This is a genomic window from Spirosoma aerophilum (assembly GCF_054782495.1).
Genome location: NZ_BAAGSJ010000013.1, coordinates 442,558 through 467,698, shown reverse-complemented (window position 1 = coordinate 467,698; position 25,141 = coordinate 442,558). Strand labels below are relative to the sequence as shown.

Sequence of the window (25,141 nt, the reverse complement as noted above, 5' to 3'; positions counted from 1 at the left end):
GCAGACCAAGCTTTATCTACTTCCTAACCCCGCCGTTCTAAAAACGGCGGGGTTTTATGTTATTGCCAGGTTTGACAAAAAACTGACTTATTCCACTTTGGTTGGTTCTCACGTGCCGATTTTGGAGAGGAGATTCCGAAATTAGCGTATCTTTTAAAAATATAGGTGAGCAATCAGGCTCTTACAGGATGAAGAATACACCCGTTACGATTAAGGATATTGCCCGCACGCTGAACATTTCCATTTCGACCGTTTCACGGGCGTTACGTGGGTTACCAGAGATTCATCCAGACACTCGTAATGCTGTTGTTAAATTAGCCGAAGAACTCGATTATCAACCCAACCAACTTGCGAAGAACCTGGCCAAGAGCCGCACTAAAACGATTGGTGTAATTGTCCCTAACCTGAGCTATCACTTCTTCTCCGCAATGCTGAATAGTATTGAAGAGGCAGCTCTGCAGGCTGGGTACAGTGTGTTGGTGTGTCAGACCAACGAATCCTACCTGCGCGAAACCACCAACATTCAGAACCTGCTAAGAAGCCAGGTAGAAGGGTTTATCATTTCACTATCACGCGATACGGATAATTATGAGCACGTTGAGCGATTGGCCCGGAAAAATATTCCGCTGGTATTATTTGACCGCTATGTCGAGAGCATTGATGTGTCGAAGGTGATCGTTGACAACGAAGCTGCTGCCTTTAAAGCTACTGAGCATTTGATTGAAAACGGTTGTCGGCGGATTGGTTTTCTGGCTGGTCCGGCGCGACTGTTATTGAGCAACCAGCGCATTAAAGGATACCAGTCAGCGCTCGTCAAACACAACTTGCCGGTTAGCGACCAGTATATTTTACATTGCGATTACACCCAGGAAAACACCATTATGCAAACGCTGGCTTTGACCAGCCTACCGCAGCCGCCAGATGGTATTGTCATGATCAGCGATCGGGTAGCCTACCCGGCCATCTACGCCATGAAACAAAAAGGTCTTCGTATTCCGGAAGATGTGGCTGTGGTGAGTTTTAATAATGAACCGGTTTCCGCTTTTTTTTCTCCCGCTTTAAGCAGCGTTAGCCAGCCAATTCAGGAGATGGGTACCGAAACGGTACGCCTGTTGTTAAATCAGTTGAATGCCCCCGACCACCCGGCTCCTAAGGAAACCAGAGTCATGGAAACCCAGCTGATCATTCGGGCCTCGTCGTTGCGGTCAATCAACTAAAAAGCGCCCGGTCAGTCCTCCAGTCATGTGAAGGTATCAACGTTATGGCCTTACATTCGGTAGTTTCTGATATACTCACCCGGAGGCATTCCGACAACCTCTTTAAACTGACGATTAAAGTTTGACAGATTCGTATATCCACAACGGAAGGCAATCTGGCTGATGTTCTCCTGCGATTCGCGCAGGTGCCGACAGGCGTGTTCAATGCGTACTTCGTTCAGCAACTGCGAAAATGTTTTGCGGGTATGCTGCCGGAAAAAACGACAAAAGGCCCCGGGTGTCAGGTTGGCGACATTGGCGACATCATTAAGCGAAATAGGCAAAGCATATTGCTGCAGAATGTAGGAGAAAACCTGCTCCAGCCGTCGTTGATCGTCCGGACGCTGAGGCCGCGTGTAGGCAGTAGCCGAAAGTATCTCCCGTTGGGGGTTCGTGGACAGATTGTCGAGCAACTGAAGTAAGCTAAGTAACTGTTCAAACGGGCGTTGCTTTGGCAGACTTTCTAGTTGACTGGTAACGGCATCTCCCTTACTACAACGCAGTCGAACCCCATGTTGGGCCTCTGTCAGTAAAAGCCCAAGGTGCTTCGTTTCCGGTAAACTTAACATCGTTGCTTCCAGATCTTCGGGTCTAAAGAGAACCGTTACGGCAGCGGCCAACCGAGTGGAATCAGGCTGGTAATAATCCGGATCGCTACGCAGCACATGGGGCAGATTAGCTCCTAGCAATAAAATGTCGTTCTGAGAAAAACGGTCAATCTTATCGCCTACGATCAGCGTTCCCTCTCCCTGCTGAATTAAGGTCAACTGAATCTCAGGATGAAAATGCAGATGCCCGTAAAAGTGAGGGGCACTATCTTGCTCAGTCCGAAAGGAGCGGTCATCTACGGTAGGAACCCGAAAGAGGATTGGCTTCATCAATACCTAATTAACGTCATTTTTGCGAATCTGAATCTAATGTAGTTAAATAAGTATTAGAATTCATGAACTTTTGGCAAGGGCCATACCCATAAATTGAAGAACTTTGGGGTATCACGATAAACGCTACTAAGCCAATGAATGTACCCGTACAATGGGAAGGTGTCTATCCCGCGCTACTAACTCCATTTACATCCGGCGATGATCTGGATATACCTCTTTTTGAGAAAAACCTCCATGCTCAGCTGGATGCAGGGGTACATGGTTTCATTATTGGCGGCTCACTGGGAGAAGCCAGCACGCTTCTCAATGAGGAAAAAATTGATCTGCTTACTTCCGCTTTAGGTGTTTGCCAGGGTCGTGTGCCGGTACTGGTCAACATTGCCGAGCAGGGCACTAAACAAGCCATTGCTAGGGCTCACGAAGCCGAAGCCAACGGAGCTGATGGTCTAATGCTCCTCCCTCCCATGCGGTACCCCGCCGACGCGCGCGAAACGGTTACCTTCTTTATGTCGGTGGCAAAAGAAACATCGCTGCCTATCATGATTTATAATAATCCCTACGATTACAAAATCATGACGACCGTAGCGATGTTTACCGAACTGGCTGAGTTACCCAACATTCAGGCCGTAAAAGAATCGACCCGGGATTTAACAAATATTACCCGCATGCGGAATGCCTTTGGCGACCGTTTCAAGCTAATGGGCGGAGTCGATACCCTCGCGCTGGAAGCCCTGCTGTTGGGGTGTGATGGCTGGGTTGGCGGATTGGTGGATGCGTTCCCGCAGGAAACGATGGCTATCTATGAGCTGGCCAAAGCAGGTCAGGTCGCTCAGGCACTGGACATTTACCGCTGGTTCATGCCCCTGCTCGAACTGGACATTCACCCAAAGCTGGTTCAATACATTAAACTGGCAGCCACCGCTACGGGCATTGGCTCCGAATACGTTCGGGCTCCCCGGCTGACGCTGATAGGTGCAGAACGCGAACAGGTATTGCAGGTTATTCAAACAGCTCTGGCAAACCGTCCAGTGCTAACCCCGGCCCACTAAAACATGGCGGAATATCATTTTTTCTGCATAGATGCCCACACCTGCGGCAACCCGGTTCGGGTAGTTACGGGCGGGAGCATACCGTTCCTTCAGGGGGAAAGTATGAGTGAGAAACGGCAGCATTTCCTGCGCGAGTTTGACTGGATTCGCAAAGGATTGATGTTTGAACCACGCGGCCACGACATGATGTCCGGGAGCATACTTTACCCGCCTACCGATCCGGCAAACGATGCCGGTGTGCTGTTCATCGAAACATCTGGCTGCCTGCCCATGTGCGGGCATGGTACCATTGGCACCGTAACCGTAGCCATCGAGCAAAACCTGATTCGCCCTAAAACACCTGGTGTCCTGAACCTGGAAGTACCTGCCGGATTGGTTCGGGCTGAGTACCAGCAGGAAGGCAAGAAAGTAACATCGGTGAAAATTACGAATATCAAATCGTATCTGGCGGCCGAAAAACTAACGGTCGAGTGCCCGGATTTGGGCACACTCACAGTCGATGTGGCCTACGGAGGAAATTTTTACGCTATTGTCGACCCGCAACCCAATTTCCCCGGTCTTGAGCACTATAAAGCCGAGCAGTTAATTGGCTGGGCCCGGGTGATGCGGCAGCGGATGAATGAACAATATACATTTGTGCATCCGGAAAACCCGACGATTAATGGACTGAGCCATATTCTCTGGACGGGCAAACCCATTCAGGAAACGTCAACGGCCCGCAACGCTGTTTTTTATGGAGACAAAGCCATCGACCGTTCGCCCTGCGGCACCGGAACATCGGCCCGGATGGCCCAGTGGTATGTTCAGGGTCGGTTAAAACCGGGCGAGACCTTCGTTCATGAAAGTATCATCGGGTCAATTTTCAACGGCCGTATCGAGGCTGAAACAGAATTGGCGAATCAACCGGCTATTGTACCAAGTATTGAAGGATGGGCCCGAATTCATGGCTACAACCACCTTATTTTGGATGAAGAGGACCCTTACGTATTTGGATTTCAGGTGATATGACACATGTCGGGATTGTTGGCGGGGGTATTATCGGACTCAGTTCCGCGTATTACCTGCACAAAGCGGGCCATAAGGTGACGCTGTTTGATCAGAACCCTATTTCTGACGGTTGTTCGTTCGGAAATGCCGGCATGATTGTTCCCAGTCATATTATTCCATTGGCGCAGCCGGGAATGATTGCCAAAGGGATGCGGTGGATGTTGAATTCCACGAGTCCCTTTTACGTAAAACCGCGCCTGAATCTTGATCTTGCCCGCTGGGGGTGGCTTTTTTATCGTCACTCAACCAATGAACACGTTCAGCGGTCCATACCGGTTTTGCGCGACATTAGTTTATTAAGCAAAACGCTCTATCAGGATCTGGCGGCCAATGGTGATCTGGAGTTTGAATGGCAGGAACGCGGGCTGTTTATGTTGTACAAATCGGCTTCAGCTGAACATGAAATGGCCGAGGAAGCCGACGTTGCCAATCGGGCGGGCATCGAAGCGAAATTACTGAGCGGTCAGCAAGTTCAGGAAATGGAGCCGAACACCCGTGTCGATGTACGGGGGGGTGTATTCTACCCTGGCGATGCCCATTTGAATCCGGGCGAGTTGGTCCGGTCACTTGCGGCTTTTCTTCAAAAGGAAGGGGTTACTATTTTGGAAAACCATTCCGTAACCGGCATCACTAAAGCGTACAATCGGGTAACCACCGTCCTGACGAACCACGGGAGCTTTCCGGTTGATGAATTAGTTATTGCCGGGGGGGCCTGGTCACCTACATTAGCCACTATGCTGGATATGAACCTATCTCTGCAAGGTGGCAAAGGATATAGCTTTGTTCTAAGGAATCTAAAAAACAATGTACGGATTCCGGCCATCATGCTCGAAGCCCGTGCCACAGCAACTCCCATGAATAACGACCTTCGGTTTGCGGGAACCCTTGAGGTTGCGGGCACGGATATGACTGTTAACATGAATCGGGTGCGGGGTATCGTGCAGTCCATCAATAATTATTACCCTGATGTTCCGGTCACGATGCCTGAAGTTGAAACCGTCTGGCGTGGTTTACGCCCTTGCTCCCCGGATGGTTTACCCTATATTGGCCGAACAGAAAAGTACACAAACGTTGTATTAGCTACTGGTCACGGCATGATGGGCCTGAGCCTGGGGCCGGCTACCGGCAAGCTGGTCAGCGAATTAATTAAAGGGGAAGCTGATAGTATGGACATTGCCGCGTTTAGCCCGGATCGATTTTCGTAAGATGTTAGAAATGAGGTATTCTGACGGAGCCGTGTAGCTGACTAATGCGTCAGAATACCTCACCTAAATTAAGGAACAAGCCCTGAGACCCGCCAATGCCGAAGCCGTAGTCGATGGCCAGATTCAAGTTCGAGTGCTTGTTTACTTTTACCCGTAGACCAACCCCGGCGGCAGGCAGCAACCGCCCAAATTGCTTCGTATCCGGATAGTCACTGTAGGTTTGCATGTTGGCAAATACTACACCACCCAGTAAACCATTGTTTAACAATTCTGTCCGGTACTCAGCCTCCAGATAAATCAGGTTTCGGCCTCTGAATCGGCCCTGCGTGTAGCCTCTACCCAGGTTGGAGTAGGTATCCCACCCGGTACTGGGCAAATCCAGATACGGTGCCTGCCCGCCAAAGCTAAGCCAGTTCATACTCCAAAATGCAAGTATGTGCCGTCCGCTTCTGGACAACGGCACATATTTTCGAAAATCCGCTACCACCGACTGCCAGTTTTCATCACTGCCCAGCCATCGCAAATTTGGCCGAACGACGACACTACCAAAAAATCCACTTTGCGGGTTGTTCGGATTTCGACGACTGATGTATTGTAATCCTAACGTTGGCCCGGAAGAAATCGAACGATCACTGGAGCTATAGCGCTGATAATCATCATTCAGCTGAGGGGTCTTGTTCTCATCACGAATATTCCAGTGGTAATCCAGTGAATACCCGATTCCAACCGATAAGTTTGGCGCTACCTGCCGCAAAACAGCCTGGTGCAGCCGGAGACACAAGAAAACGAACGAACAAACTTGCACGGATAACTATTCTTTTCAGACGGTTAGTCTGCTTGTTCATAAAGGCAGGATAGATTGGATCATGTAACCTATTGCAGAAACCAACCTATTCCCCTGCTATTCCGTTCCGCAAACACCATGCAGCCTATTTCTGCACATTATTAACGAATAACTTCGGCAAGTATCTGCTTCAGTTTTTCGGCACTCCCCGCCCCCTGTACGGTAGCCGCGACACGTCCTGTTTTGTCGATGACAACGAAAGTTGGCACGGAGGTAATGTGGTACTTGTTATGAAACCCATATCCATTGGGTACGGGTATAAAAGGCCAGGGGTGTTGTTTTACCGCTTTACCGGGTTTCGCCTGCTCGCTGTTTAATACGCCTAAAGCAATCAAGCCATTCTGACCCTGATAAGGTTTCAGGATCGTCGTGAGTTCTTCATTTTGTTGATCACTCCATAAAGTTTTATCCAGGCCAACCAGAAAGTTTAGCACAACAACTTTACCAATCATACCTGAAGATCGGTACACGTTGTCGTCCAGCCCAGTCATCACAAAAGGAGCCATTACCTGTCCTGCCTTAGGTTGCTTGGCGGGGTCGCGATCCCGAAACCGATGAGTTTCGTGCTCTTCGGGGGTAGACGGCCGCATTAGATAGGCTGTAGGATCCCCGAATTCATTATAAGTGGGAACCAGATGGTAGGCAAACGGATCGGTCTTACTCAATTCCCCGTACTTTTCCATGGTTATCTTCTCACCAGTGGCCTGATTGGTGATCAAAGCCACTTGCTCTGTCCGTCGAACGTCACCAGGCTGAGAGCGTATTAATCGAACCTGCTGCGCCTGACAAACGGTGAAACTAATCATCAGGAAGGCTGTACAGAAAGCTTTGTTGCTGAAATTCATGTGTTTATATACCCAAAAATTAAACATTCAAACGAATCGGCTATCGCCTTTTTGTCTATACGTAATCAAATTTCGGGCCATGAAATGGCAGCTCTTTGTCAGTTGATAACTGAAAGCCTTATAAAAATAAAAGTCGCTCCCCGATTCGGAGAGCGACTTTACGCCTGGTGTTATATACGAGCTTTACTCTTTCTTGTATTGCTGAATAATCTTGTACAGTGCTTTCTGTTTCTCCAGTTCAGGAAAAAACTCAAACAATTGAACGTGAGCATCATAATCCAGCGAAAGTGCGGCTTCGAGCTGAATCAACGATTCACGGTAATGGCCGGCATGAATCAGGTAAACTGCCGAACGATAATACAAATCAGCTTCGGCAGGCATATCATTAATACCCGACTGAATGATGTCATTGGCCCGCAGAAAGTCACCCTGATCGAACGGAACCAGCGACCAGGTCAGGTATACGTCCGGGTTTTCAGAATCTACCTCTGCAGCTTTCTCAAATGCCTCGACACTCGATAACACATTTCCGATCTTATATTCGGTCTCGGCAACTGCAAGGTAATATTCGCCATTCTGGTCGCTGAGCTTCACCGCTTTTTGCAGAAATGGCAGCGCTTCGTACCACTTTCCGGATTCACTAAGACAAACCCCGATACCGTACCAGGCTTCGTCCCACTGAGCGTCCAGCTTAATGGCTTCGCGGTATTCTTTAATGGCTTCGGTAATACGATCCTGTTTCTCCAGACTAGCTCCCAGATGGCAGTATGTATCAGCCGTGGCTTCTTCGAATTTAAGTGTTTCCCGATAACATACTTCCGCCTTTTCGAATAAGCCCAGGTTCATGTATGTATTACCCAGGTTGAAATGTGCGGACGCAAAATCATTCTTGATAATGACTGCATAATCGTAGGCTTCGGCGGCTTCGGCATATCGGCCTAGCTTACTGTAAGCGATGCCAATATTGTACCAGGCATTGTACGAATAAGGATCCGTATCGATGAGTTGCTGATAATACGAGAGACTGTTCTCTAATTCGCCGGTGACATCCAGACAAAAAGCCAATTCATACAGCGCATTTTCATTGTTGATATTCAGTGCAATAGACTTCTTGTATTGCGTAATGGCCTCATCGTATTTACCCCAGTTCTGATAACTTTGACCCAGTTGAAACAGAATATCGTCTTTTTCATCGGCCCGGTCGAGTAGTGTTTCCAGTACCTGAATAGACTCCTCATAACGACCAGCCATGTTCAATACGGATCCCTGCATAAAGGGCACATCCAAATCGCCGGGGTTAAACAAAGAAGCTCGTTCCAGCAGATCCAGAGACTCGTCGAACCGTTGAAAATTAGCCAGTATCTGGGCTTTATCAAGCATTAATTCCAGCGCATAAGGGAAGTTTTCCAGACCAGCTTCGGCGGCTTTGAACGCCTTGTCTAAATCACCCTGATTGAGATAATGTTCAATCATTTGTTCATAGACGTCCAGGTCGAAAAACTGACTTTGTTGCTGGTCCAGCATCTGCTCAAAACGCCGGATTGATTCTTTTATATCGCCTTCTCGTTCTTCGAACTCTTGCTCCATGCTATTGCCTTCAAAATGTGGGCGGATAGGGGCCGCACCATGGGTGCGATTTATCCATTGGCAGTGAAATATAAACTCAAAAAAGCAAAACTCCAACCCCAAAACCGAAAATTTACAAACCGTTTTGAGGTTGCCTGAAGGCCGCTGCCACACGCTTCAGTGTCTCGCTCAGTGCTCGATACTGAAAATCAAGCACCTTCTCAACGCTACGGCCATCATACTGGTATAACGAACTTGCCGACCGGGCTGTTTCTTTTGTAATCAACGGATCCCTCCCCATCATCCACGCCCGAACAGCCTCGACAGGCCAGAGCAAACGGGTTAAAACGGGCGAAATCTGTAGCCTCGGTGGCCGCTTTTCCAGTACCATAGCTATCTGTTCTAACAAAGTTCGATACGGAATGGTGCCCCCATTCAGGATGAACCGCTGCGCCCTCACCTCCGACTGCATCAGTCTCACCAGGGCATCGGTCACATCCAGCACGTCCACATAGTTCACCAGACCTGCGGGATAAAAAGGTCGTTCATCGTGTACAAACTTGATTAACTGAAGGCTACTCCGGCTCCAGTCACCCACGCCCAGCACAATGCTCGGGTTGACCATTACGGCATTCAATCCTTCGGCAACGCCCCGCCAGACTTCCAGTTCAGCCCAATATTTTGTTTTAGCGTAATGTGAATTGTTGGGTGATTCTTCCCACTTCTGTTCTTCATTGATCGGGATGGGCTCGTTGGCTTTGCCCCCTTTGGCGGCCGGTCGACCCAGGGCCGCTACGGAGCTGACATAACCCAGTTTTCGTATGCCCGCCCGCAGACAAACATTAACGACATTGGCTGTACCCTCTACATTGATTGCCTCCATCCGACGCTGGTCTTTCGGCAAGAACGAGACAATGGCAGCCGCATGGATCACATCAATTGAAGCGTCGGATTTCCCGGCCTGAATGGCTGCTTCCAGTGAAGGAATATCCAGTACATCGCCCTCATGCCAGGTAATTTTATCGGCTACGTCAGCCAGCATTCCATAGCCACTTGCCGGGCGGAAGAGTGCCGAAACGGCATAACCATCGGCTAGATACCGCCGGGCAATGTGCGAACCAATGAACCCCGTCGCCCCGGTAATGAAAACTTTATTAAGTAGTGATGATGTCAATTGAAGTTTTTGATTTCGACCCAGTTGAGGAAATTATTCATATTCAGCATGGTGTTCTCTACTGCAGAGAGGCTCTTTTCTTGCCTCGGTGTGGGTTATCCTGCGCCATCTGTTTGTGTAAACATAACAACGTTCGGCCTTGAATTGCTAATTTTGCGGCCAATTAGTGGTTCATGCGTTTGGCTGGCTTTACTCTTTAGACGCCAGAACGATGCAACAGCCACTAATCATTAACCACTGACTATGTTAGAAAATCCCCAACGCTATACCGTAACGGCGGCTCTGATCTACGCCAATGGCCCGATTCACATCGGCCATATTGCCGGATGCTACCTGCCCGCCGATATTTATGTACGCTACCTCCGGTCGACGGGTAAAGATGTTGCCTTCATTAGCGGCACCGATGAACACGGCGTACCCATCACGATCAAAGCAAAAAAAGAGGGGATTACCCCCCAGCAGGTCGTCGATAAGTACTACGGCCAGATCAAACAGGCGTTTAGTGACTTTGGCATTTCGTTCGATATCTACTCGCGAACGTCTAATCAGATTCACCACGAAACGTCGCAGGAGTTTTTTACAAACCTCTACGAAAAGGGTGACTTTGATGAGGAAGTTACGGAGCAATATTTTGATGAAGTAGCCGGGCAGTTTCTGGCCGATCGGTACATTGTTGGTACCTGCCCCGTTTGCGGCAACCCCAATGCATATGGTGACCAGTGCGAACGCTGCGGCACAGCCCTAAGTCCTACCGAGCTGATCGAACCACATTCCATGCTATCGGGCTCCAAACCCACTTTACGTTCTACCAAGAACTGGTTTTTGCCGCTCGACCGGATGCAGCCTAAAATTGAGGAGTACGTCAACAGCCATACGGAGTGGAAAACAAACGTTTTTGGGCAATGCCAGTCCTGGCTCAAGGAAGGATTACGCCCCCGCGCCATGACCCGCGATCTGGAATGGGGCATCAAAGTCCCCCTCCCCGATGCAGACGGCAAAGTCCTTTACGTGTGGTTCGATGCCCCTATTGGCTATATCTCCATGACCAAGGAATGGGCCGCGGAGCAGGGAAAAGACTGGGAACTATACTGGCGCGATGAGCATACCAAACTCGTGCACTTTATCGGCAAGGATAATATCGTTTTCCACTGTATCATCTTCCCGGCGATGCTGATGGCCGAAGGAAGTTTTATCCTGGCAGACAACGTACCTGCCAACGAATTCATGAACCTGGAAGGGGATAAAATCAGTACCTCCCGCAACTGGGCGGTCTGGCTGCATGAATACCTGGAGGAACTGCCCGACAAACAGGACGTTCTGCGCTATGTGCTCGCAGCCAACGCCCCCGAAACAAAGGATAGCGAATTTACCTGGAAAGATTTCCAGACCCGGAATAATGCTGAACTGGTGGGTATATTCGGGAATTTCGTAAATCGGGCGGTGGTGTTAACCCAGAAATTCTGTGATGGTAAAATACCTGCCATTGGTGAGCTAACGGACTATGATCAACAAGTGCTCGATGAACTGGCTCTCTTTCCGGATCGAATCGGGCAGTCGATTGGGAATTACAAATTCCGCGAAGCACTGGGGCACTTGATGGACTTAGCGCGCCTGGGCAATAAATACCTGGCCGAAACAGAACCCTGGAAAGTTGTAAAAACAGATGCACTCCGGGCGAATACCATCCTGAATATTTCCCTGCAGATCGCAGCTAACCTGAGTATTGTCTGTGAGCCGTTCCTGCCGTTCACCAGCGAAAAACTGCGGAAGCAGCTTGGCATCACTGAGCATTTCAACTGGACCAACGCAGGCCGGGCCGATTTGCTGGTTGAAGGCACCGAACTGGGAAAAGGTGAGTTACTGTTCGCTAAAATTGAAGACGACGAGATCAATAAACAGATTCAGAAATTACTGAATGCCAAACGCATGAATGAGTTAGAAACAAAGACCGTTCCCGCTCTTCGGGACGAAATTACATACGATGACTTCGCCAAAATGGATATCCGCATTGGTACCATTACCGAAGCCGAGCGTGTTCCAAAAAGTGATAAACTATTGAAGTTAAAAGTAGACGACGGCCTGGGCGGACGTCAGATTTTGAGCGGTATTGCCAAGCATTTTTCTCCTGAAGAAATCATCGGCAAGCAGGTAACTTTTCTGGCAAACCTGGCCCCTCGAAAAATGATGGGTTTCGAATCGCAGGGGATGATTTTGATGGCCGAAGACCGGGATGGCAAACTGGCCCTCATTGCACCCGGCGACGCTGTCTGGAATGGCGGAACGGTAAGCTAAACCACTCAGAGACAATTTCGCAAGGAGCCGGAGACGACAGTTTCCGGCTCCTTGTTTTATCAACCCTTTATAGCGTGATCTACCGGCACGTTTTGACCCGACCAGATTTTTTTCGAAGTCCAGTCGGCTGCCGGGGCTGACCAGAACGGGTCAATAGCCGACAAACCCAGCGGCAAAAACGCGACTGAGCACAGGTATAAGCTTCCCGTCGAGATATACGTCTCTCCAATAGCCGGTTGGTGGCCGCACAGGCCAATCTGAAGCCATCCTTTTGCATCAAATGTGCCATCCATATCCATCGTGCGATGAATGACTGCCGTCAGTGCCGACCGTACCTGACCAGGCGATAACTCGGGAGGCAGGTTCTTCTGCAAAGCCACTTGGGCCAGCAACTGAAACGCCCCACACCGATAGGCCAATGACCGGCCAAAAGCAGCAAACGAACCATCCGGATTAATCAGGCGCTCCTGTATGATCGCGTACCGTTGAGCACGGGCCATAAGCGTTTCCAATAATCCTTTTTCAGCTTTGCCTGCCTCGGCAAGCGTCTTCACTATATCCAGCAACATGGGCTGAATAACATAGCTGTTGTAATAATCCCAGTGAAAATCGGGGCCATCGCCATAGGCACCATCCCCTTTGTACCAGGCCTGATGCTGCCGAATGGCGTAATCCATCCGTAGTTCATCGCCTGCACCAGCGTATTTTAGCAGGGCGGCTTCGACCATACCGCTAAACAACAGCCAGTTGTTATAGCCCGGCTTGATGACCCGACTGGCCTGAAGTGCCTTTATGACATTTGCCTGCTCAGTCGTACTTAACGCATGCCACAACTTTGGCGCGCGCACCAGGCCATGCGCCAGAAAAGCGGCATCGACCAGCGGTTGACTATTCTTGGTAAAATTCAGATAATCCGGTGATTTAGGATCGACACCATTGGCAATAGCCTGACGGGACAGGTCGAGGTACCGTTGCCGCAACAGGTTTTCCTGCATATCATCGTCGGCGCTTAGTTCGAGCCAGGGGGCCAGCCCTGCCATCGTCCGTCCCAGTGCTTCAAGATGCGACACCACTAGTCTCCCTGGCTGCTGACCGGGTGCGGATTCAACCGGCATGGTTGCCTTCAACCGATTTTTTGCCAGAGCTGACAGCACAGGATCGGCAATCTTCGTCAGGGTTTGCAGCCAATAAGCCCGGTCGTCATTACCCAGCTGCGGGGTCAACACCGCTTGCGGTATATTTTTTGCTACACTTGTTCCGCCAACACCCAGACTCACGGGCAAGGCCGTCATCAGTCGGGTAAACACACGCCGTTTCATAAATCGTTTTCAAATCAGGTATTTCTCAGGTAAAGTGACTTACTTCTTTTTTTACTGTTTTCAAATTCGAATCGAAGCCCGGCAAATCGGCTTTAGTCTGAAACGTTCGGCCTAAAAACACTGTTACCCTTCTGAACTTGCCCTTTTGGTTACCCCGTGAACGAAGAACAGAAGGCCGGTCGAATATTCGATCTAGCCATCCTCCGACGATTATATGCGTTTATAAAACCTTACCAGGTGCGCTTTTATGCCCTTGTTGGCATCATTATGCTGGCGGCCTGCCTGGCCCCCCTAACGCCCCTGTTGATCCGTTATACCATCGACAATGTCATTGCGATGGGCGATTACCAGCGCCTGACCACCATGCTGTTTCTTATGATCGGTGTGCTCGTGGCACAGGCTATCATTCAGTTTATGAATACGTACCTCTCGGGCTGGCTTGGTCAATATGTTATTCGCGACATCCGGGTTCAACTGTATCAGAAAATACTGCATCTCCGGCTTAAGTTCTTCGACAACACCCCCATAGGCCGATTAGTAACCCGTTCTATCTCGGATGTAGAAACCTTAGCCGATGTGTTCAGTGAAGGTATGGCAGCCATAGCAGGGGACATTTTGCAATTGGTGCTTATTATCGGTGTTATGTTCTACACCGACTGGCGGCTGGCGGCTATTAGCCTGTCGACGATACCGCTGATGCTGTTTAGCACCTATGTCTTCAAGGAAAAGATAAAAAAGTCGTTCAACGAGGTCAGAACGGCCGTTGCGAATTTAAATTCGTTTGTGCAGGAACACATTACGGGCATGAACATTGTTCAGATTTTCGGCAGTGAGAAAATTGAAGCCGAGAAGTTCCGGGCTATCAACAAAGAACATCGGGCGGCTAACATTCGCTCCATCTGGTATTACTCCGTCTACTATCCGGTGGCTGATATTATTTCGGCCGTAGCTGTTGGTTTGGTCGTCTGGTATGGTGCCCAGCAAATCATCAGTTCCAATGTTACCTTCGGGACTGTCACGGCTTTTGTGATGTTCATTAACCTGTTCTTCCGCCCCATCCGCATGCTGGCCGATCGGTTCAACACGCTTCAAATGGGCATTGTAAGCACCGACCGAATTCTGAAGCTGTTAGACAGCGATGAATTTACAGCCAACAACGGCACCTTTGCTCCCGTAGCCATAAAGGGCGAAGTTGACTTTAAGGATGTATGGTTTGCCTACAATAATGAAGATTGGGTACTTCGCGACATCTCGTTCAAAGTCAATGCGGGTGAAACAGTCGCTTTCGTAGGCGCTACAGGAGCCGGCAAATCGTCGATTATTAACTTGTTGAGTCGATTTTACGATATTAACGAAGGTGAAATACAGATTGATGGGGTCGATGTTCACGAATATGAACTTGGTCATCTTCGCCGGAATATCGGTGTCGTTTTGCAGGATGTCTTTCTCTTTTCGGACACCATCGAAAACAACATCACACTTGGCGACAAGCGAATTAGCCGGGACAAGATTGTGGAAGCCGCCAAGCTGGTTGGTGTACACGAGTTTATCGAACGTTTGCCGGGTGGCTACGATTACAACGTTATGGAGCGTGGATCGACACTATCTGTGGGACAGCGGCAATTGATTTCGTTCGTTCGGGCCATGGTCCAGGACCCCAAAATCATTGTGCTCGATGAAGCTACCTCCTCAGTCGATACTGAAACCGAAGAGATGATTCAGGATGCTATCAGTAAACTGATGAAAGGCCGTACAGCCATTGTCATAGCGCATCGTCTCTCGACCATCCAAAAAGCAAATAAGATTATTGTGGTCGATAAAGGCCGAATTGTTGAGCAGGGTAATCACGAGGAGTTACTCCAGCAGGAAGGCTTCTACGCCAACCTGTACAGAATGCAATACAAAGAAGTGGTATAAGGAACAGTCTTCGAGCTATAACCTACGCCCGTAAGTTCTCTTCTTCCTCTTCGGGGCCCGCCCCGGTAATGCCTTCCGTAATCACTTTATGCCCTGACACGTTCGGGGTGTCGTTCGTTGGGCCGGGGCCGCTACCATCAAGGGCATAAGCAATCGAAGCCGCGAGATCATCGGGGGCTATCTTCGCTGACCGTTCAGTGGGTTTTGGATACGCTTCCCTCGACGACGGATCCCCTGCATTTTGATCAATCACTTCTTCATCTGCATTTGGATCATTGTCCATTCCAGATGGCACTCGGCTGGACGAACCGCCGGTCAATTCGTTGGAATCGGGGCTGAAGTTTCGCATGGGCATTGATGATTTTATTTTCATCCATAACCCTTAAAGTGATGCTGTTGTTTAGGTGTTTACTCTCCGGGTACACGAAAAGCGGCTACCATTTGCCAGCCGATTGTCTGGGCTATTGTCTTACTAATACCCCTAGCAGGCGTGTTTGGGGACAGGCTTAATGAGGACGAACACGCGCAATTCGTATGAGAAAAACAGCTTGATGATGCCTGAATGATTTTTACTCCTCTCCTAGTTTCTTTACCAGAATTTTATCAATCCGGCTTTTGTCCATGTCGATAATTTCAAACCGATAGCCATGCCAAACAAATGACTCCCCTTCCTTGGGAATATCTTTCAGGATGTGAAGCGCAAACCCACCCAGCGTATCGAAACCCGTGAGTTCACGACGCGCCTGGGCTGTGATATTGATGGAGAAATACGACAGGAAATCGTCAAAGGGCAGTTGGGCATCGATCAGGAACGTGTTATCGTCACGCTCCCGAATCTCATAGTCCGAATGCACATCGTCGTTTATATCGCCGACAAGCACATCCAGAATGTCATTTAGAGTGATTACCCCCAACACACCGCCATACTCATCAACGATAACGCCAACGTATTGCCGACGTTCCCGAAAGCGCTCCAGCACCTGATACGCTTTGTTGTTTTCGGGGATGAAGAGGACGTCCCGCTTCATATCTTTTAAATGGAGAAGCTCGTTGTCTAGATCCCTACCCAAGAAATCTTTTGTATAAATTAAGCCTACTACCTCATCGACGCCCCCATTACAAAGCGGGTAAACGGAATGCTTGTGTTCCAGAATGCGGGCTTTGTTATCGGCCGGATCATCTTCCATATCGAGGTAAACGATCTCCTGCCGGTTCGTCATCAGGGAGGTAATCTTACGATCACCAAGCTGGAAGACATTCTGCACAATTTCCTGTTCGATTTCTTCAATCGCTCCGCCCGATGTACCTTCCTGAATCAAGCTCTTGATTTCCTCTTCCGTTACAGCGCTGTCGTTTGGCCGGATGTTAAGTACCTTAAGCAATAAGTCGCTGGAAATGGTCAATAAAGCGATAAATGGAGAGGTTAGCCGCGACAGAAAAATCATGGGAGCGGCCATCGTTTTGGCAATCCCTTCCGGATTTGAGAGCCCTATTCGCTTGGGTACTAACTCGCCAAAAACAAGCGAAAGGTACGTCAGCAGAAGCAATACAAGCACAACGGTTATTGAATGCGCGTAGGGCCGTAATATATCAATCTGAGACACATAGCCCTGTAGATCGGTTGTCAGTTTATCGCCCGAGAATATACCCAGTAAAATACCGATCAGGGTGATGCCAATCTGAACAGTCGACAGGAACCGGTTGGGAGAATTAGACAGGTCCAGGGCCACCTGCGCCTGACGATCTCCGTTTTTAGCCGCTGTTTCTAGTTTGGATTTACGGGAAGATACTAATGCAATCTCTGACATTGAAAACACACCGTTGAGCAGTGTCAGAAGGAATATAATAAGGAGTTCCACGAAGAGGATGATTGGCCCGTTGCAAAAATATGGAAATGGAACTGGTTTGCAACAGCTACAACCGTGCGACAGACCGTCTGTTTTGTTACTTTTACGCTTTGAACTGCATAATTCCCGATGATTGTTTTTATTAATGACCGGCCTATACGGCTCGTTAGCCCTAAAGCCGCTGCTCAATTAGCTAATCCAGTATTAGCCAATAACACGGAATTGATTGAATATGACCAGATAACCGATGCTCGCCTGGAGGCTCTTAAGCCGGATGTGTTGCAGGGGCATCTACTCATACTGAATGCGACCCCATCTACCGTAAGCAAATTGCTCGCTCTTCTTCAGAAAAATGATTTAAATGATCTGCTGTCAGTAACATTAGGCTGTCTCGATAAAAAAGATTGCGAAGATGCCATAAAAAAGCCCTTTAAGATCATTAAAGCGGGTGGAGGAGTCGTCTTTAACGGCGACAGAGTCTTATTGATGTTCCGTCGTGGTGTGTGGGACCTGCCGAAAGGAAAGCTGGATGAAGGCGAATCCTCGCGCCAGGGAGCCGCCCGCGAAGTCAACGAGGAAACGGGAGTTCGGGTGTCGGTAGGCAATCGTATCTGTACGACATGGCATACCTATAATCTGAACGGTAACCGAATTCTAAAGCGAACCAAGTGGTACAAAATGACTCTGATTGATGATAGCCGGATGGCTCCACAGGCCGAAGAAGATATTGAAAAACTCGTTTGGGCAGATCGCCGGGAAATGAAACTGGCGATGACGAATTCATTTAGCTCGATTCGCTTCGTGCTGGATGAAGCGGCCAAAATATAAAACGGCAAATCATTTTTTACCGTCAACCCTACCTGGTCGTGCAGGTAGGGTTATTTTTTCTCAACCCTGCTCAATTGATAAGGCAGGAATGCATTCACATCCTGCCCATATCGATGTAAATCGCGAATAATGCTTGAACTGATAGGGGCAAGATGCGGAGAGGTGATCAGAAAAACCGTTTCAACGTCTTCATACACGTATCTGTTTACTTGCGAGATACCATTCTCGTACTCAAAATCGGTTGTATTTCGCAGGCCCCGTAATAAAAATCTGGCGCCGATATTTCGGGCAACGTTAGCAGTCAGATCATCATAATTGATCACACTGACGGCCGGCTGATCGCGAAATGCGCCTTCAATCAGTTCAGTGATTTGTTCAAGCGGGAAATAGCGCACCTTTTGAGCGTTCCGCCCAATACCAATGACCACTTCGTCGAATAATTGCAGACCACGCAACACAATATCTTCATGGCCTTTGGTAAATGGGTCGAATGAGCCGGGGAATAGAGCAATGCGCTTCATATATCGTGAATTAGTGACCAGTTGTGAACAAGGGTAAGTGCACAGTTCTGTGCTTATGCTAGTCACTCATCAAGCCTAATCCATAAAGACTTAAATAGCGATGGTCGGGCAGGTCGTAAAATTCGGAAGATAAGGTTAAGCCGGGAGGGATCTGACCAAAGCTCAGATTGGCAAAAAAACGACTTAATTCTGAATAGGCTTCGGCAAAGGGGGTAATTTCCCCAAAAAGCGACACACAGATTGAGTCGGGACTCAGGGTTTGCTCATTTAGTACATAAAGGATGTAATAGGCAAGATCCTGTACATTTTTATAGCCAAACCGATTGCAATACCGAATTAGATGCTTACTGCGGTAAACGATTGTCACAAATTCGTCTTCAAAAAACAAGTAAATATTTTCTGGCGTTAAAGCATGACGGTCCAGGTCGGCCGTAGCCTTGATGAGAGCGCTTACCTGATGAACAAACGTTACCGGTTGCAGTGGATACACTTCTGAAAAGAAATCGGCGAGTGGGTGTTCCAGACTAAAGACGGAAAGAAACCCTTCGTCTTTGTGCAGATATGACTGCGCAAACTCGTGGGGTGCCAGTGCACTACCCCGCATAAGGGCAAGATAACTGCTGGCATATTCTTTCCGAAACAGTGGCGTTGGAATCAGCGTAAACGACGGTGAATTAACGGCAATTCGAATTTCCTGCCATGGCCCGGCCGACAACACCGGATGTTCCCGAAATACATCCGGCAAGATACCCGTGATGGCCCGATCGGTTAGCAGGGACGAGAATGTGTAATCGTTTAAATAGAGCCCGCTACCCCGCTTATCCTGCACCATAAACCGGAACCGGTCTCGGCCAACTTCCAGATTTAACACCGATTTATCGGTAAGGCCGGGGTTGAATGAGTCAGATCCAATAGATACAGTTGGCGTAAGGGTCACAGCGATTTGCACAATGTCGGGCAACTAAAGTTAAAAGTTTGGCAGGCCAGATTAAATTAAAAACGGGTTACTCGAACACGATGTTTATTGTAAGTAGCCTTTTAATGAAAAAACATCATCGATCGAATCACAATAGCGGAACAGCGCATGCACTTCATCAGGGGGGTAACTTTTGATCTCGTCAAAACTCATCAGACGAACTTCCTGAATTATTTGCCCCTCCGTGCTCATCTCAGGATCAATACCCTGCTTTAGCTGGCCGCCGGTTGCTCGCACCTGAAAGAACAGCTCCAACGCGTGAAGGGGTGCCTGCATAAACTCGTTGACAAACAGCATATCGCCAATCTCAACTTCCAGACCAGTTTCCTCCACAAATTCCCGAATAAGGGCATCGGGGGCCGTTTCGCCAAACTGGGCTCCTCCACCCGGCGGACACCAGAATACATTAGTCGGGCCAATTCCCCGGTGACGAACCATCAGTAGCTGGTCGCCCTCCCGATAGAGACCACAAACCCGCAGTCGAAGGCGGTTTCCATACAATTTAAGCACTTCTTCACGAGGCTTGTCAGCGTCAGCTAGTTGCGTCACAGTATTTTGCGTATTTGGGGACGCAAAGGTAACTGTTTTTTAATGTATGAAGTAGGATGTAAGACGTATAGTCGATTAAATACATCTTACTTCATACATCAAATATCAATATGGGCTTCCAGAAATATAGCTTTCGAGCGAGTCAATGCGGGTCTTCTGGTCTCTGATGATAGCCGTGACTACGTCATTGATCGAGATGATACCGATCAACTCACCCTTCTCCATAACGGGTAAGTGCCTGATATGCCGGTCAGACATGATGATCATACTGTCTTCCAGAGACTGCTCAGGTTCAATCGTGATCACATTTGCCGTCATTACATCGGCAATACGGGTATCGTCTGAATGCCGACCTTTTAAAATTACTTTACGGGCATAATCCCGTTCTGAAAATATACCCGACAGAACGCCTTTGTCAACAACCAGCAAAGCGCCTATATTTTTGTCGGCCATTACCTTAAGCGCATCAAGAACAGTATGGTCTGAGGACACACTATAAAGTGCATTAACACGCTTTCCTTGAAGTATTTGTCGGATGTTCATAGAAGGAGAGATTTAGTCGAGGGTGAATATAAGAAAAAGGAATTCAGGACGAAAGGGTCGGTCAGAAAAGGATTAAAAAAAGATAAAAGTGACCATTTCCTGTCTATTTTTTTCGCTTTCCCCTTTCCTCATTTTTTCGTAAATTAGTACCATGAACGAAACCCATACGGCCGCCGAACTGCTGGCCAAACGTTTCCCCTTTAAACCTACGCCCGGTCAGGAACAGTTTTTCGAACAGATCGGCCAGTTTATTACTCCCCAGGAAGTTGAACATTACCGCGACTGTTTTCTGCTTCGTGGCTACGCCGGAACGGGTAAGACGACGCTCGTTGGTACGCTCATAAAAGTACTGCCCCGTTTTGGTTATAAATCCATTCTGTTGGCTCCTACCGGTCGGGCGGCCAAAGTGATGACCAACTACGCCAAAAAACCGGCGCAGACCATTCACCGCAAAATATACAGACAGGTAGCAGACCCCGGCTCGGCGAATCTGGCCTTTCAACGGCAAAAGAACTACCATGAAGACACGCTCTTTATCGTCGATGAGGCTTCTATGATCTCAGACGAAGCCGATTTTGGCGGTAAGGGCCTGCTCACAGACCTGATCGACTATGTGTTCGAGAACCCCGGCAATAAGCTTATGCTTGTTGGTGATACTGCTCAGTTGCCTCCAATTGGCCGGGAATTAAGCCCTGCCCTTGATCGGGGCTTTCTGGCCAGTGCTTTTGACATGACCGTATATGAACAGGAGTTGACCGAGGTCATGCGCCAGGACGAAGAATCCGGCATTTTATATAATGCTACGGGCTTGAGGATGCTGCTGGATGGTGTTTCGGCAACGCCCAAAGCCGTGGGGTTCGATGCGCTGCTTACCGATGGAGGGTCTTCTGCATCCTCAGGAGAGATACCCCCTATCCAGTTGAATGTACGCTCGTTTACGGATATTTACAAAATGCCGTTGATGAAACTGGAAGACGGCGTTCGGTATGCTTATGACAAGTATGGCCGTGAGAACACGGCCATCATCTGCCGGTCCAACAAATCAGCGGTGCAGTATAATCAGTTTGTGCGTCGGATGATTGATCAGTGCGAAGAGGAACTCGACGCGGGTGATATGCTGATGATTGCCCGAAACAACTATACTGTGCTTGAGGAAGACTCCCCGGCGGGTTTCCTGGCCAATGGAGAGTTTGCCGAAGTTCAGAAAATCCGCAACAAAGAAGAAATGCACGGTTTCCGCTTTGCAACCGTCACCCTTCGGTTAGTTGACTACGAGGAACAGCCCGACTTTGATGCCAAAATCATGCTCGACACACTGCACTCGCCCGTACCTTCTCTGTCCTCCGATCAGTACAAGGCATTGTATGAGAGTGTATCGAAAGACTATTTCTACATAAAAAGCAAAAAGGAGCGTTCCGAAGCCATTCGACGTGACCCCTATCTGAATGCATTACAGGTAAAATTCGCCTATGCATTGACCTGTCATAAAGCGCAGGGTGGCCAGTGGAGCGCGGTCTTCATCGACCAGGGGTTTCTGCCGGAAGGTCAGGTGAACGATGAGTTTGTACGCTGGCTGTATACGGCCCTGACCCGTGCAACAGACGAAGCTTTCCTGATGAATTTCAATCCGCAGTTCTTTGGCTAAAACTATCGTTTCCGGTTTGCAGTTTCTAGTTGAGGGTGTTTGTAGAGCACTTTCAGCATTTCCGGGCAAGCTAAATGCAGCCGTCAAAACACTTGTTAATAACCTGTAAACCGTTGATGAATATGTCCCTCGACTGGATTATGAGTGCCTGTATTGGCGTGGGTCTGGCTGCCTGCTGTGGGTTCCGGGTCTTTGTCCCTATGCTGATTGCCAGCGCGGCTACCAAACTTGGCATCATTGGTACTATGGCCGGCTTTGAGTGGTTAAGCACCTGGCCCGCTTTACTGGGACTCACGGTAGCAACTGTATTTGAGGTCGGATCATACTATATCCCCTGGTTAGATAATCTCCTCGATACCATTGCCACCCCAACCTCCATCATTGCCGGCACTATATTGAGCACCTCTTTTTTGCAGATCGATAATCCCGTCATTCAGTGGGGACTTGGGTTGATGCTGGGCGGAAGTTCAGCAGGGATTGTTCAGGCAGGTACAAGTTTACTAAGACTTGGATCCACAGCCACAACCGGTGGGCTTGCTAACCCTGTTGTGGCAACCGGAGAAAATGTTGCCTCTCTGGGCTTGTCTATTTTCACTATTTTCCTCCCGATTGTGGGGATGTTCATCATCGCACTCGTCCTGATTTTCATTATCGGACGCCTGATTGCCAAACGAAAAGTCTGGTTTACCCGACCTGGCAACAAACCCGCTGGCGGAACAATAAGTCAAGTTCCCCGAAGCAGTAACGGGAGAATCTAAACCGGGATTCTATCAAGATTAAAAGGATTCAACAAGATTGCGGCTGCGAAACAGCCATTGTTCAATCTTGTTGAATCCTTTTAATCTTGATAAAATCCCGGTCAGAAAATTACAGCGTGGCCACGGTCCGCTTCACAAAGGCGGTCAGGTCAGCACCGGTGAGCATGTTCTGGGACAGTAAAGCCAGATCATACACCTGCTTGACCAACGCTTTTTGAGCAGTATCGTCTGACTCAGCCAGAATTTTACCGATCAGGGGGTGGTTGCCGTTCACAACGACGTTGTAAGTAACGGGTAAGTTGCCGTAAAACGATTGCTCTCCAGACAGCGCCGACATATCCTTCATCCGACGCATAAATTCGGGCAATGTAATGGTAACCGGCAATTCGTCGCTTGGCTGAGCTTCTACGCTTACGTTCAGCATCTTATTGTCCAGCACCTGATCGAATACCTCCTTCAGCTTCGTTTTGTCATCTTCCGACAATACGCTTTCGTTGCTCAGTCCTTTATCGATCAATTTATCGAGCGTATCGGCATCTACACGCTGGAAATGAACCTTCTCCAGCTTTTGCTCAAGGGCATTGATAAAGTGTGCATCAATAACATTGTCCATCAGCAGCACATCGTAGCCCCGCCGTTTGGCCGATTCGATGTAGGCGTCCTGCTGCTTGCGGTCTGTGGTGTAAAGCAGTACCAGCGTTTCTGTCTTATCGGTCTGGTTTGCCTGAACTTTTTCCCGGTACTCATCCAATGTGGCGTACTCGGCTTCTGTGTTCTTCAGCAATACAAAGTTTTTGGCTTTCTCCCAGAAGTTGTCATCGCTTAAAATACCGTATTTGATAAACAGACCAATGTCATCAAATTTCTCTTCGAACCCTTTACGGTCAGCGTTGAACAGTTCATTTAGCTTATCAGCAACTTTCCGGGTGATGTAGCCATTAATTTTCTTAACGTTGGAATCAGCCTGTAAGAAGCTGCGCGATACGTTAAGCGGAATATCGGGCGAGTCAATCACGCCGTGCAGCATCATCAGGAAATCGGGCACTACGTCTTTTACTTCATCAGTAATGAACACCTGACGGCTATAAAGCTGGATCTTCTCCCGCTGGAAGCGTAATTCGTTTTTAACCCGGGGGAAGTAAAGAATACCGGTCAGGTTGAACGGATAATCAACATTGAGATGAATCCAGAATAGAGGCTCCTCGCCCATTGGATACAGCTCCCGATAAAAATTCTTGTAATCTTCATCGGTCAATTCCGATGGCACCTTCGTCCAGATGGGTGTTGTGTTATTGACAACTTTTCCGTCGAACTCAACCGGAACGGGCAGAAAACGGGCGTACTTGTCCAGTATTCCCTGCAAGCGGCCTTTGTTCAGAAACTCCTCCGAATCGGGGGCGATGTGCAGAATAATATCGGTTCCGCGATCTGCCCGTTCGGCTGGTGACAATTCATACTCCGTCGAACCATCGCAAGTCCAGCGAACAGCTTCTGAACCGTCACGGTACGATTTCGTTACGATATCTACTTTCTCGGCGACCATAAAGGCCGAATAAAAGCCTAAGCCAAAGTGACCGATGATCTGCCCTTTGTCATCCGTTTTATCCTTGTATTTTTCCAGAAAGTCGGTTGCTCCCGAAAAGGCGATCTGGTTGATATATTTTTTTATCTCATCGGCAGTCATGCCAATACCATTATCCGAAATGGTGATTGTTTTTGCTTCCTCATCAAGCGAGACGGTCACTTTCAGATCACCCAACTCACCCCCAAATTCACCGAATGAAGATAGTTGACGTAGCTTTTGCGTAGCATCGACGGCATTTGACACCAACTCACGCAGAAAAATCTCATGGTCGGAATAGAGAAACTTCTTAATTATAGGAAAGATATTCTCGGTATGGATCGAGATCTGGCCCCGCGTGGATTCGCCCTGCGTGGATTCGCCCCGCGTGGACTCGCCTTTTTCGTTTTGTACTGCTTCCATAAGTTAATAGTAAAATGAGATTATGAGTCTGCTTGGGTGGCGTCAAATCCTGTTCCAGCCTACCTGTTTATGACAGATTGACAGTTTTTTTCTAT

At 48.6% G+C, this 25,141-nt stretch carries 22 protein-coding genes; 9 read left to right on the top strand and 13 right to left on the bottom strand.

Annotated elements, in window-relative coordinates:
- Nucleotides 1-188: 188 nt before the first annotated feature.
- Nucleotides 189-1,217: a LacI family DNA-binding transcriptional regulator gene (locus ACYVK4_RS13485; protein ID WP_461128039.1), complete on the top strand. Its 1,029-nt coding sequence runs from the start codon at nt 189-191 to the stop codon at nt 1,215-1,217.
- Between the two features lie 50 nt (nt 1,218-1,267).
- On the opposite strand, the gene ACYVK4_RS13480 is transcribed toward ACYVK4_RS13485, so the two are convergent.
- The gene (locus ACYVK4_RS13480; protein WP_461128038.1) at nt 1,268-2,134 is read right to left on the bottom strand and encodes an AraC family transcriptional regulator; all 867 of its coding nucleotides are present in this window, start codon (nt 2,132-2,134) and stop codon (nt 1,268-1,270) included.
- Between the two features lie 137 nt (nt 2,135-2,271).
- Here ACYVK4_RS13480 and ACYVK4_RS13475 point away from each other — a divergent pair, with 137 nt between their 5' ends.
- From ACYVK4_RS13475 to ACYVK4_RS13465, 3 genes are read left to right on the top strand one after another with little or no spacing between them, the layout of a single operon-like run.
- Complete coding sequence (locus ACYVK4_RS13475; protein WP_461128037.1) at nt 2,272-3,186, top strand: dihydrodipicolinate synthase family protein; 915 nt, start codon at nt 2,272-2,274, stop codon at nt 3,184-3,186.
- Nucleotides 3,187-3,189: 3 nt separating this feature from the next.
- Nucleotides 3,190-4,194, top strand: a complete 1,005-nt coding sequence (locus ACYVK4_RS13470) for a 4-hydroxyproline epimerase (RefSeq protein WP_461128036.1) — start codon at nt 3,190-3,192, stop codon at nt 4,192-4,194.
- Complete coding sequence (locus ACYVK4_RS13465; protein WP_461128035.1) at nt 4,191-5,438, top strand: NAD(P)/FAD-dependent oxidoreductase; 1,248 nt, start codon at nt 4,191-4,193, stop codon at nt 5,436-5,438. Before ACYVK4_RS13470 ends, ACYVK4_RS13465 begins: the two co-directional genes overlap by 4 nt.
- Nucleotides 5,439-5,487: 49 nt before the next feature.
- On the opposite strand, the gene ACYVK4_RS13460 is transcribed toward ACYVK4_RS13465, so the two are convergent.
- From ACYVK4_RS13460 to ACYVK4_RS13445, 4 genes are all read right to left on the bottom strand, one after another.
- Nucleotides 5,488-6,219, bottom strand: a complete 732-nt coding sequence (locus ACYVK4_RS13460) for a BamA/TamA family outer membrane protein (protein WP_461128034.1) — start codon at nt 6,217-6,219, stop codon at nt 5,488-5,490.
- A gap of 164 nt (nt 6,220-6,383) precedes the next feature.
- Nucleotides 6,384-7,127, bottom strand: a complete 744-nt coding sequence (locus ACYVK4_RS13455; RefSeq protein ID WP_461128033.1) for a TlpA family protein disulfide reductase — start codon at nt 7,125-7,127, stop codon at nt 6,384-6,386.
- A 183-nt stretch (nt 7,128-7,310) separates the two neighbouring features.
- The gene (locus ACYVK4_RS13450; RefSeq protein ID WP_461128032.1) at nt 7,311-8,714 is read right to left on the bottom strand and encodes a tetratricopeptide repeat protein; all 1,404 of its coding nucleotides are present in this window, start codon (nt 8,712-8,714) and stop codon (nt 7,311-7,313) included.
- A 112-nt stretch (nt 8,715-8,826) separates the two neighbouring features.
- The gene (locus ACYVK4_RS13445) at nt 8,827-9,867 is read right to left on the bottom strand and encodes an NAD-dependent epimerase/dehydratase family protein (RefSeq protein ID WP_461128031.1); all 1,041 of its coding nucleotides are present in this window, start codon (nt 9,865-9,867) and stop codon (nt 8,827-8,829) included.
- A gap of 243 nt (nt 9,868-10,110) precedes the next feature.
- Here ACYVK4_RS13445 and metG point away from each other — a divergent pair, with 243 nt between their 5' ends.
- On the top strand, nt 10,111-12,159 hold the full coding sequence (metG, locus tag ACYVK4_RS13440; protein WP_461128030.1) for a methionine--tRNA ligase: 2,049 nt from the start codon (nt 10,111-10,113) through the stop codon (nt 12,157-12,159).
- A gap of 59 nt (nt 12,160-12,218) precedes the next feature.
- Here metG and ACYVK4_RS13435 read toward each other — a convergent pair whose 3' ends face one another.
- Nucleotides 12,219-13,478: a DUF2264 domain-containing protein gene (locus ACYVK4_RS13435; protein WP_461128029.1), complete on the bottom strand. Its 1,260-nt coding sequence runs from the start codon at nt 13,476-13,478 to the stop codon at nt 12,219-12,221.
- A 156-nt stretch (nt 13,479-13,634) separates the two neighbouring features.
- Here ACYVK4_RS13435 and ACYVK4_RS13430 point away from each other — a divergent pair, with 156 nt between their 5' ends.
- Entirely contained in the window at nt 13,635-15,395 is a 1,761-nt protein-coding gene (locus ACYVK4_RS13430) for an ABC transporter ATP-binding protein (protein ID WP_461128028.1), read from the top strand.
- 22 nt (nt 15,396-15,417) lie between these two features.
- On the opposite strand, the gene ACYVK4_RS13425 is transcribed toward ACYVK4_RS13430, so the two are convergent.
- Both ACYVK4_RS13425 and ACYVK4_RS13420 read right to left on the bottom strand, forming a co-directional pair.
- On the bottom strand, nt 15,418-15,744 hold the full coding sequence (locus ACYVK4_RS13425) for a hypothetical protein (protein ID WP_461128027.1): 327 nt from the start codon (nt 15,742-15,744) through the stop codon (nt 15,418-15,420).
- A 220-nt stretch (nt 15,745-15,964) separates the two neighbouring features.
- Nucleotides 15,965-17,254 (bottom strand): hemolysin family protein, encoded by a 1,290-nt coding sequence (locus tag ACYVK4_RS13420; RefSeq protein ID WP_461128026.1) that lies wholly within the window; start codon nt 17,252-17,254, stop codon nt 15,965-15,967.
- A gap of 117 nt (nt 17,255-17,371) precedes the next feature.
- On the opposite strand from ACYVK4_RS13420, the gene ACYVK4_RS13415 reads away from it, so the two are divergent.
- Nucleotides 17,372-18,070: an NUDIX hydrolase gene (locus ACYVK4_RS13415; protein ID WP_461128025.1), complete on the top strand. Its 699-nt coding sequence runs from the start codon at nt 17,372-17,374 to the stop codon at nt 18,068-18,070.
- Between the two features lie 50 nt (nt 18,071-18,120).
- Here the strand turns inward: ACYVK4_RS13415 and coaD are convergent, their stop codons facing one another.
- The 4 genes from coaD to ACYVK4_RS13395 all read right to left on the bottom strand — a co-directional run bounded on the left by coaD (nt 18,121) and on the right by ACYVK4_RS13395 (nt 20,659).
- Nucleotides 18,121-18,591, bottom strand: a complete 471-nt coding sequence (gene coaD / locus ACYVK4_RS13410) for a pantetheine-phosphate adenylyltransferase (RefSeq protein ID WP_461128024.1) — start codon at nt 18,589-18,591, stop codon at nt 18,121-18,123.
- 58 nt (nt 18,592-18,649) lie between these two features.
- Entirely contained in the window at nt 18,650-19,540 is an 891-nt protein-coding gene (locus tag ACYVK4_RS13405; RefSeq protein WP_461128023.1) for a DUF3822 family protein, read from the bottom strand.
- Nucleotides 19,541-19,612: 72 nt separating this feature from the next.
- Nucleotides 19,613-20,116 (bottom strand): NUDIX domain-containing protein, encoded by a 504-nt coding sequence (locus tag ACYVK4_RS13400; RefSeq protein WP_461128022.1) that lies wholly within the window; start codon nt 20,114-20,116, stop codon nt 19,613-19,615.
- A 105-nt stretch (nt 20,117-20,221) separates the two neighbouring features.
- Nucleotides 20,222-20,659: a CBS domain-containing protein gene (locus tag ACYVK4_RS13395; protein WP_461128021.1), complete on the bottom strand. Its 438-nt coding sequence runs from the start codon at nt 20,657-20,659 to the stop codon at nt 20,222-20,224.
- Nucleotides 20,660-20,810: 151 nt separating this feature from the next.
- On the opposite strand from ACYVK4_RS13395, the gene ACYVK4_RS13390 reads away from it, so the two are divergent.
- Together ACYVK4_RS13390 and ACYVK4_RS13385 are read left to right on the top strand one after the other, a co-directional pair.
- The gene (locus ACYVK4_RS13390; protein WP_461128020.1) at nt 20,811-22,304 is read left to right on the top strand and encodes an ATP-dependent DNA helicase; all 1,494 of its coding nucleotides are present in this window, start codon (nt 20,811-20,813) and stop codon (nt 22,302-22,304) included.
- Between the two features lie 122 nt (nt 22,305-22,426).
- Entirely contained in the window at nt 22,427-23,062 is a 636-nt protein-coding gene (locus tag ACYVK4_RS13385) for a DUF4126 domain-containing protein (RefSeq protein WP_461129597.1), read from the top strand.
- A gap of 109 nt (nt 23,063-23,171) precedes the next feature.
- On the opposite strand, the gene htpG is transcribed toward ACYVK4_RS13385, so the two are convergent.
- On the bottom strand, nt 23,172-25,046 hold the full coding sequence (gene htpG / locus ACYVK4_RS13380) for a molecular chaperone HtpG (protein ID WP_461128019.1): 1,875 nt from the start codon (nt 25,044-25,046) through the stop codon (nt 23,172-23,174).
- Between the last annotated feature and the right edge of the window lie 95 nt (nt 25,047-25,141).

Bases quoted from the DNA above. Each gene is read 5' to 3' on its own strand.
- ACYVK4_RS13485 (WP_461128039.1), top strand. From the start codon at position 189: ATGAAGAATACACCCGTTACGATTAAGGATATTGCCCGCACGCTGAAC.
- ACYVK4_RS13480 (WP_461128038.1), bottom strand. From the start codon at position 2,134: ATGAAGCCAATCCTCTTTCGGGTTCCTACCGTAGATGACCGCTCCTTT.
- ACYVK4_RS13475 (WP_461128037.1), top strand. From the start codon at position 2,272: ATGAATGTACCCGTACAATGGGAAGGTGTCTATCCCGCGCTACTAACT.
- ACYVK4_RS13470 (WP_461128036.1), top strand. From the start codon at position 3,190: ATGGCGGAATATCATTTTTTCTGCATAGATGCCCACACCTGCGGCAAC.
- ACYVK4_RS13465 (WP_461128035.1), top strand. From the start codon at position 4,191: ATGACACATGTCGGGATTGTTGGCGGGGGTATTATCGGACTCAGTTCC.
- ACYVK4_RS13455 (WP_461128033.1), bottom strand. From the start codon at position 7,127: ATGAATTTCAGCAACAAAGCTTTCTGTACAGCCTTCCTGATGATTAGT.
- ACYVK4_RS13450 (WP_461128032.1), bottom strand. From the start codon at position 8,714: ATGGAGCAAGAGTTCGAAGAACGAGAAGGCGATATAAAAGAATCAATC.
- metG (WP_461128030.1), top strand. From the start codon at position 10,111: ATGTTAGAAAATCCCCAACGCTATACCGTAACGGCGGCTCTGATCTAC.
- ACYVK4_RS13435 (WP_461128029.1), bottom strand. From the start codon at position 13,478: ATGAAACGGCGTGTGTTTACCCGACTGATGACGGCCTTGCCCGTGAGT.
- ACYVK4_RS13425 (WP_461128027.1), bottom strand. From the start codon at position 15,744: ATGCGAAACTTCAGCCCCGATTCCAACGAATTGACCGGCGGTTCGTCC.
- ACYVK4_RS13415 (WP_461128025.1), top strand. From the start codon at position 17,372: ATGATTGTTTTTATTAATGACCGGCCTATACGGCTCGTTAGCCCTAAA.
- coaD (WP_461128024.1), bottom strand. From the start codon at position 18,591: ATGAAGCGCATTGCTCTATTCCCCGGCTCATTCGACCCATTTACCAAA.
- ACYVK4_RS13395 (WP_461128021.1), bottom strand. From the start codon at position 20,659: ATGAACATCCGACAAATACTTCAAGGAAAGCGTGTTAATGCACTTTAT.
- ACYVK4_RS13390 (WP_461128020.1), top strand. From the start codon at position 20,811: ATGAACGAAACCCATACGGCCGCCGAACTGCTGGCCAAACGTTTCCCC.
- ACYVK4_RS13385 (WP_461129597.1), top strand. From the start codon at position 22,427: ATGTCCCTCGACTGGATTATGAGTGCCTGTATTGGCGTGGGTCTGGCT.
- htpG (WP_461128019.1), bottom strand. From the start codon at position 25,046: ATGGAAGCAGTACAAAACGAAAAAGGCGAGTCCACGCGGGGCGAATCC.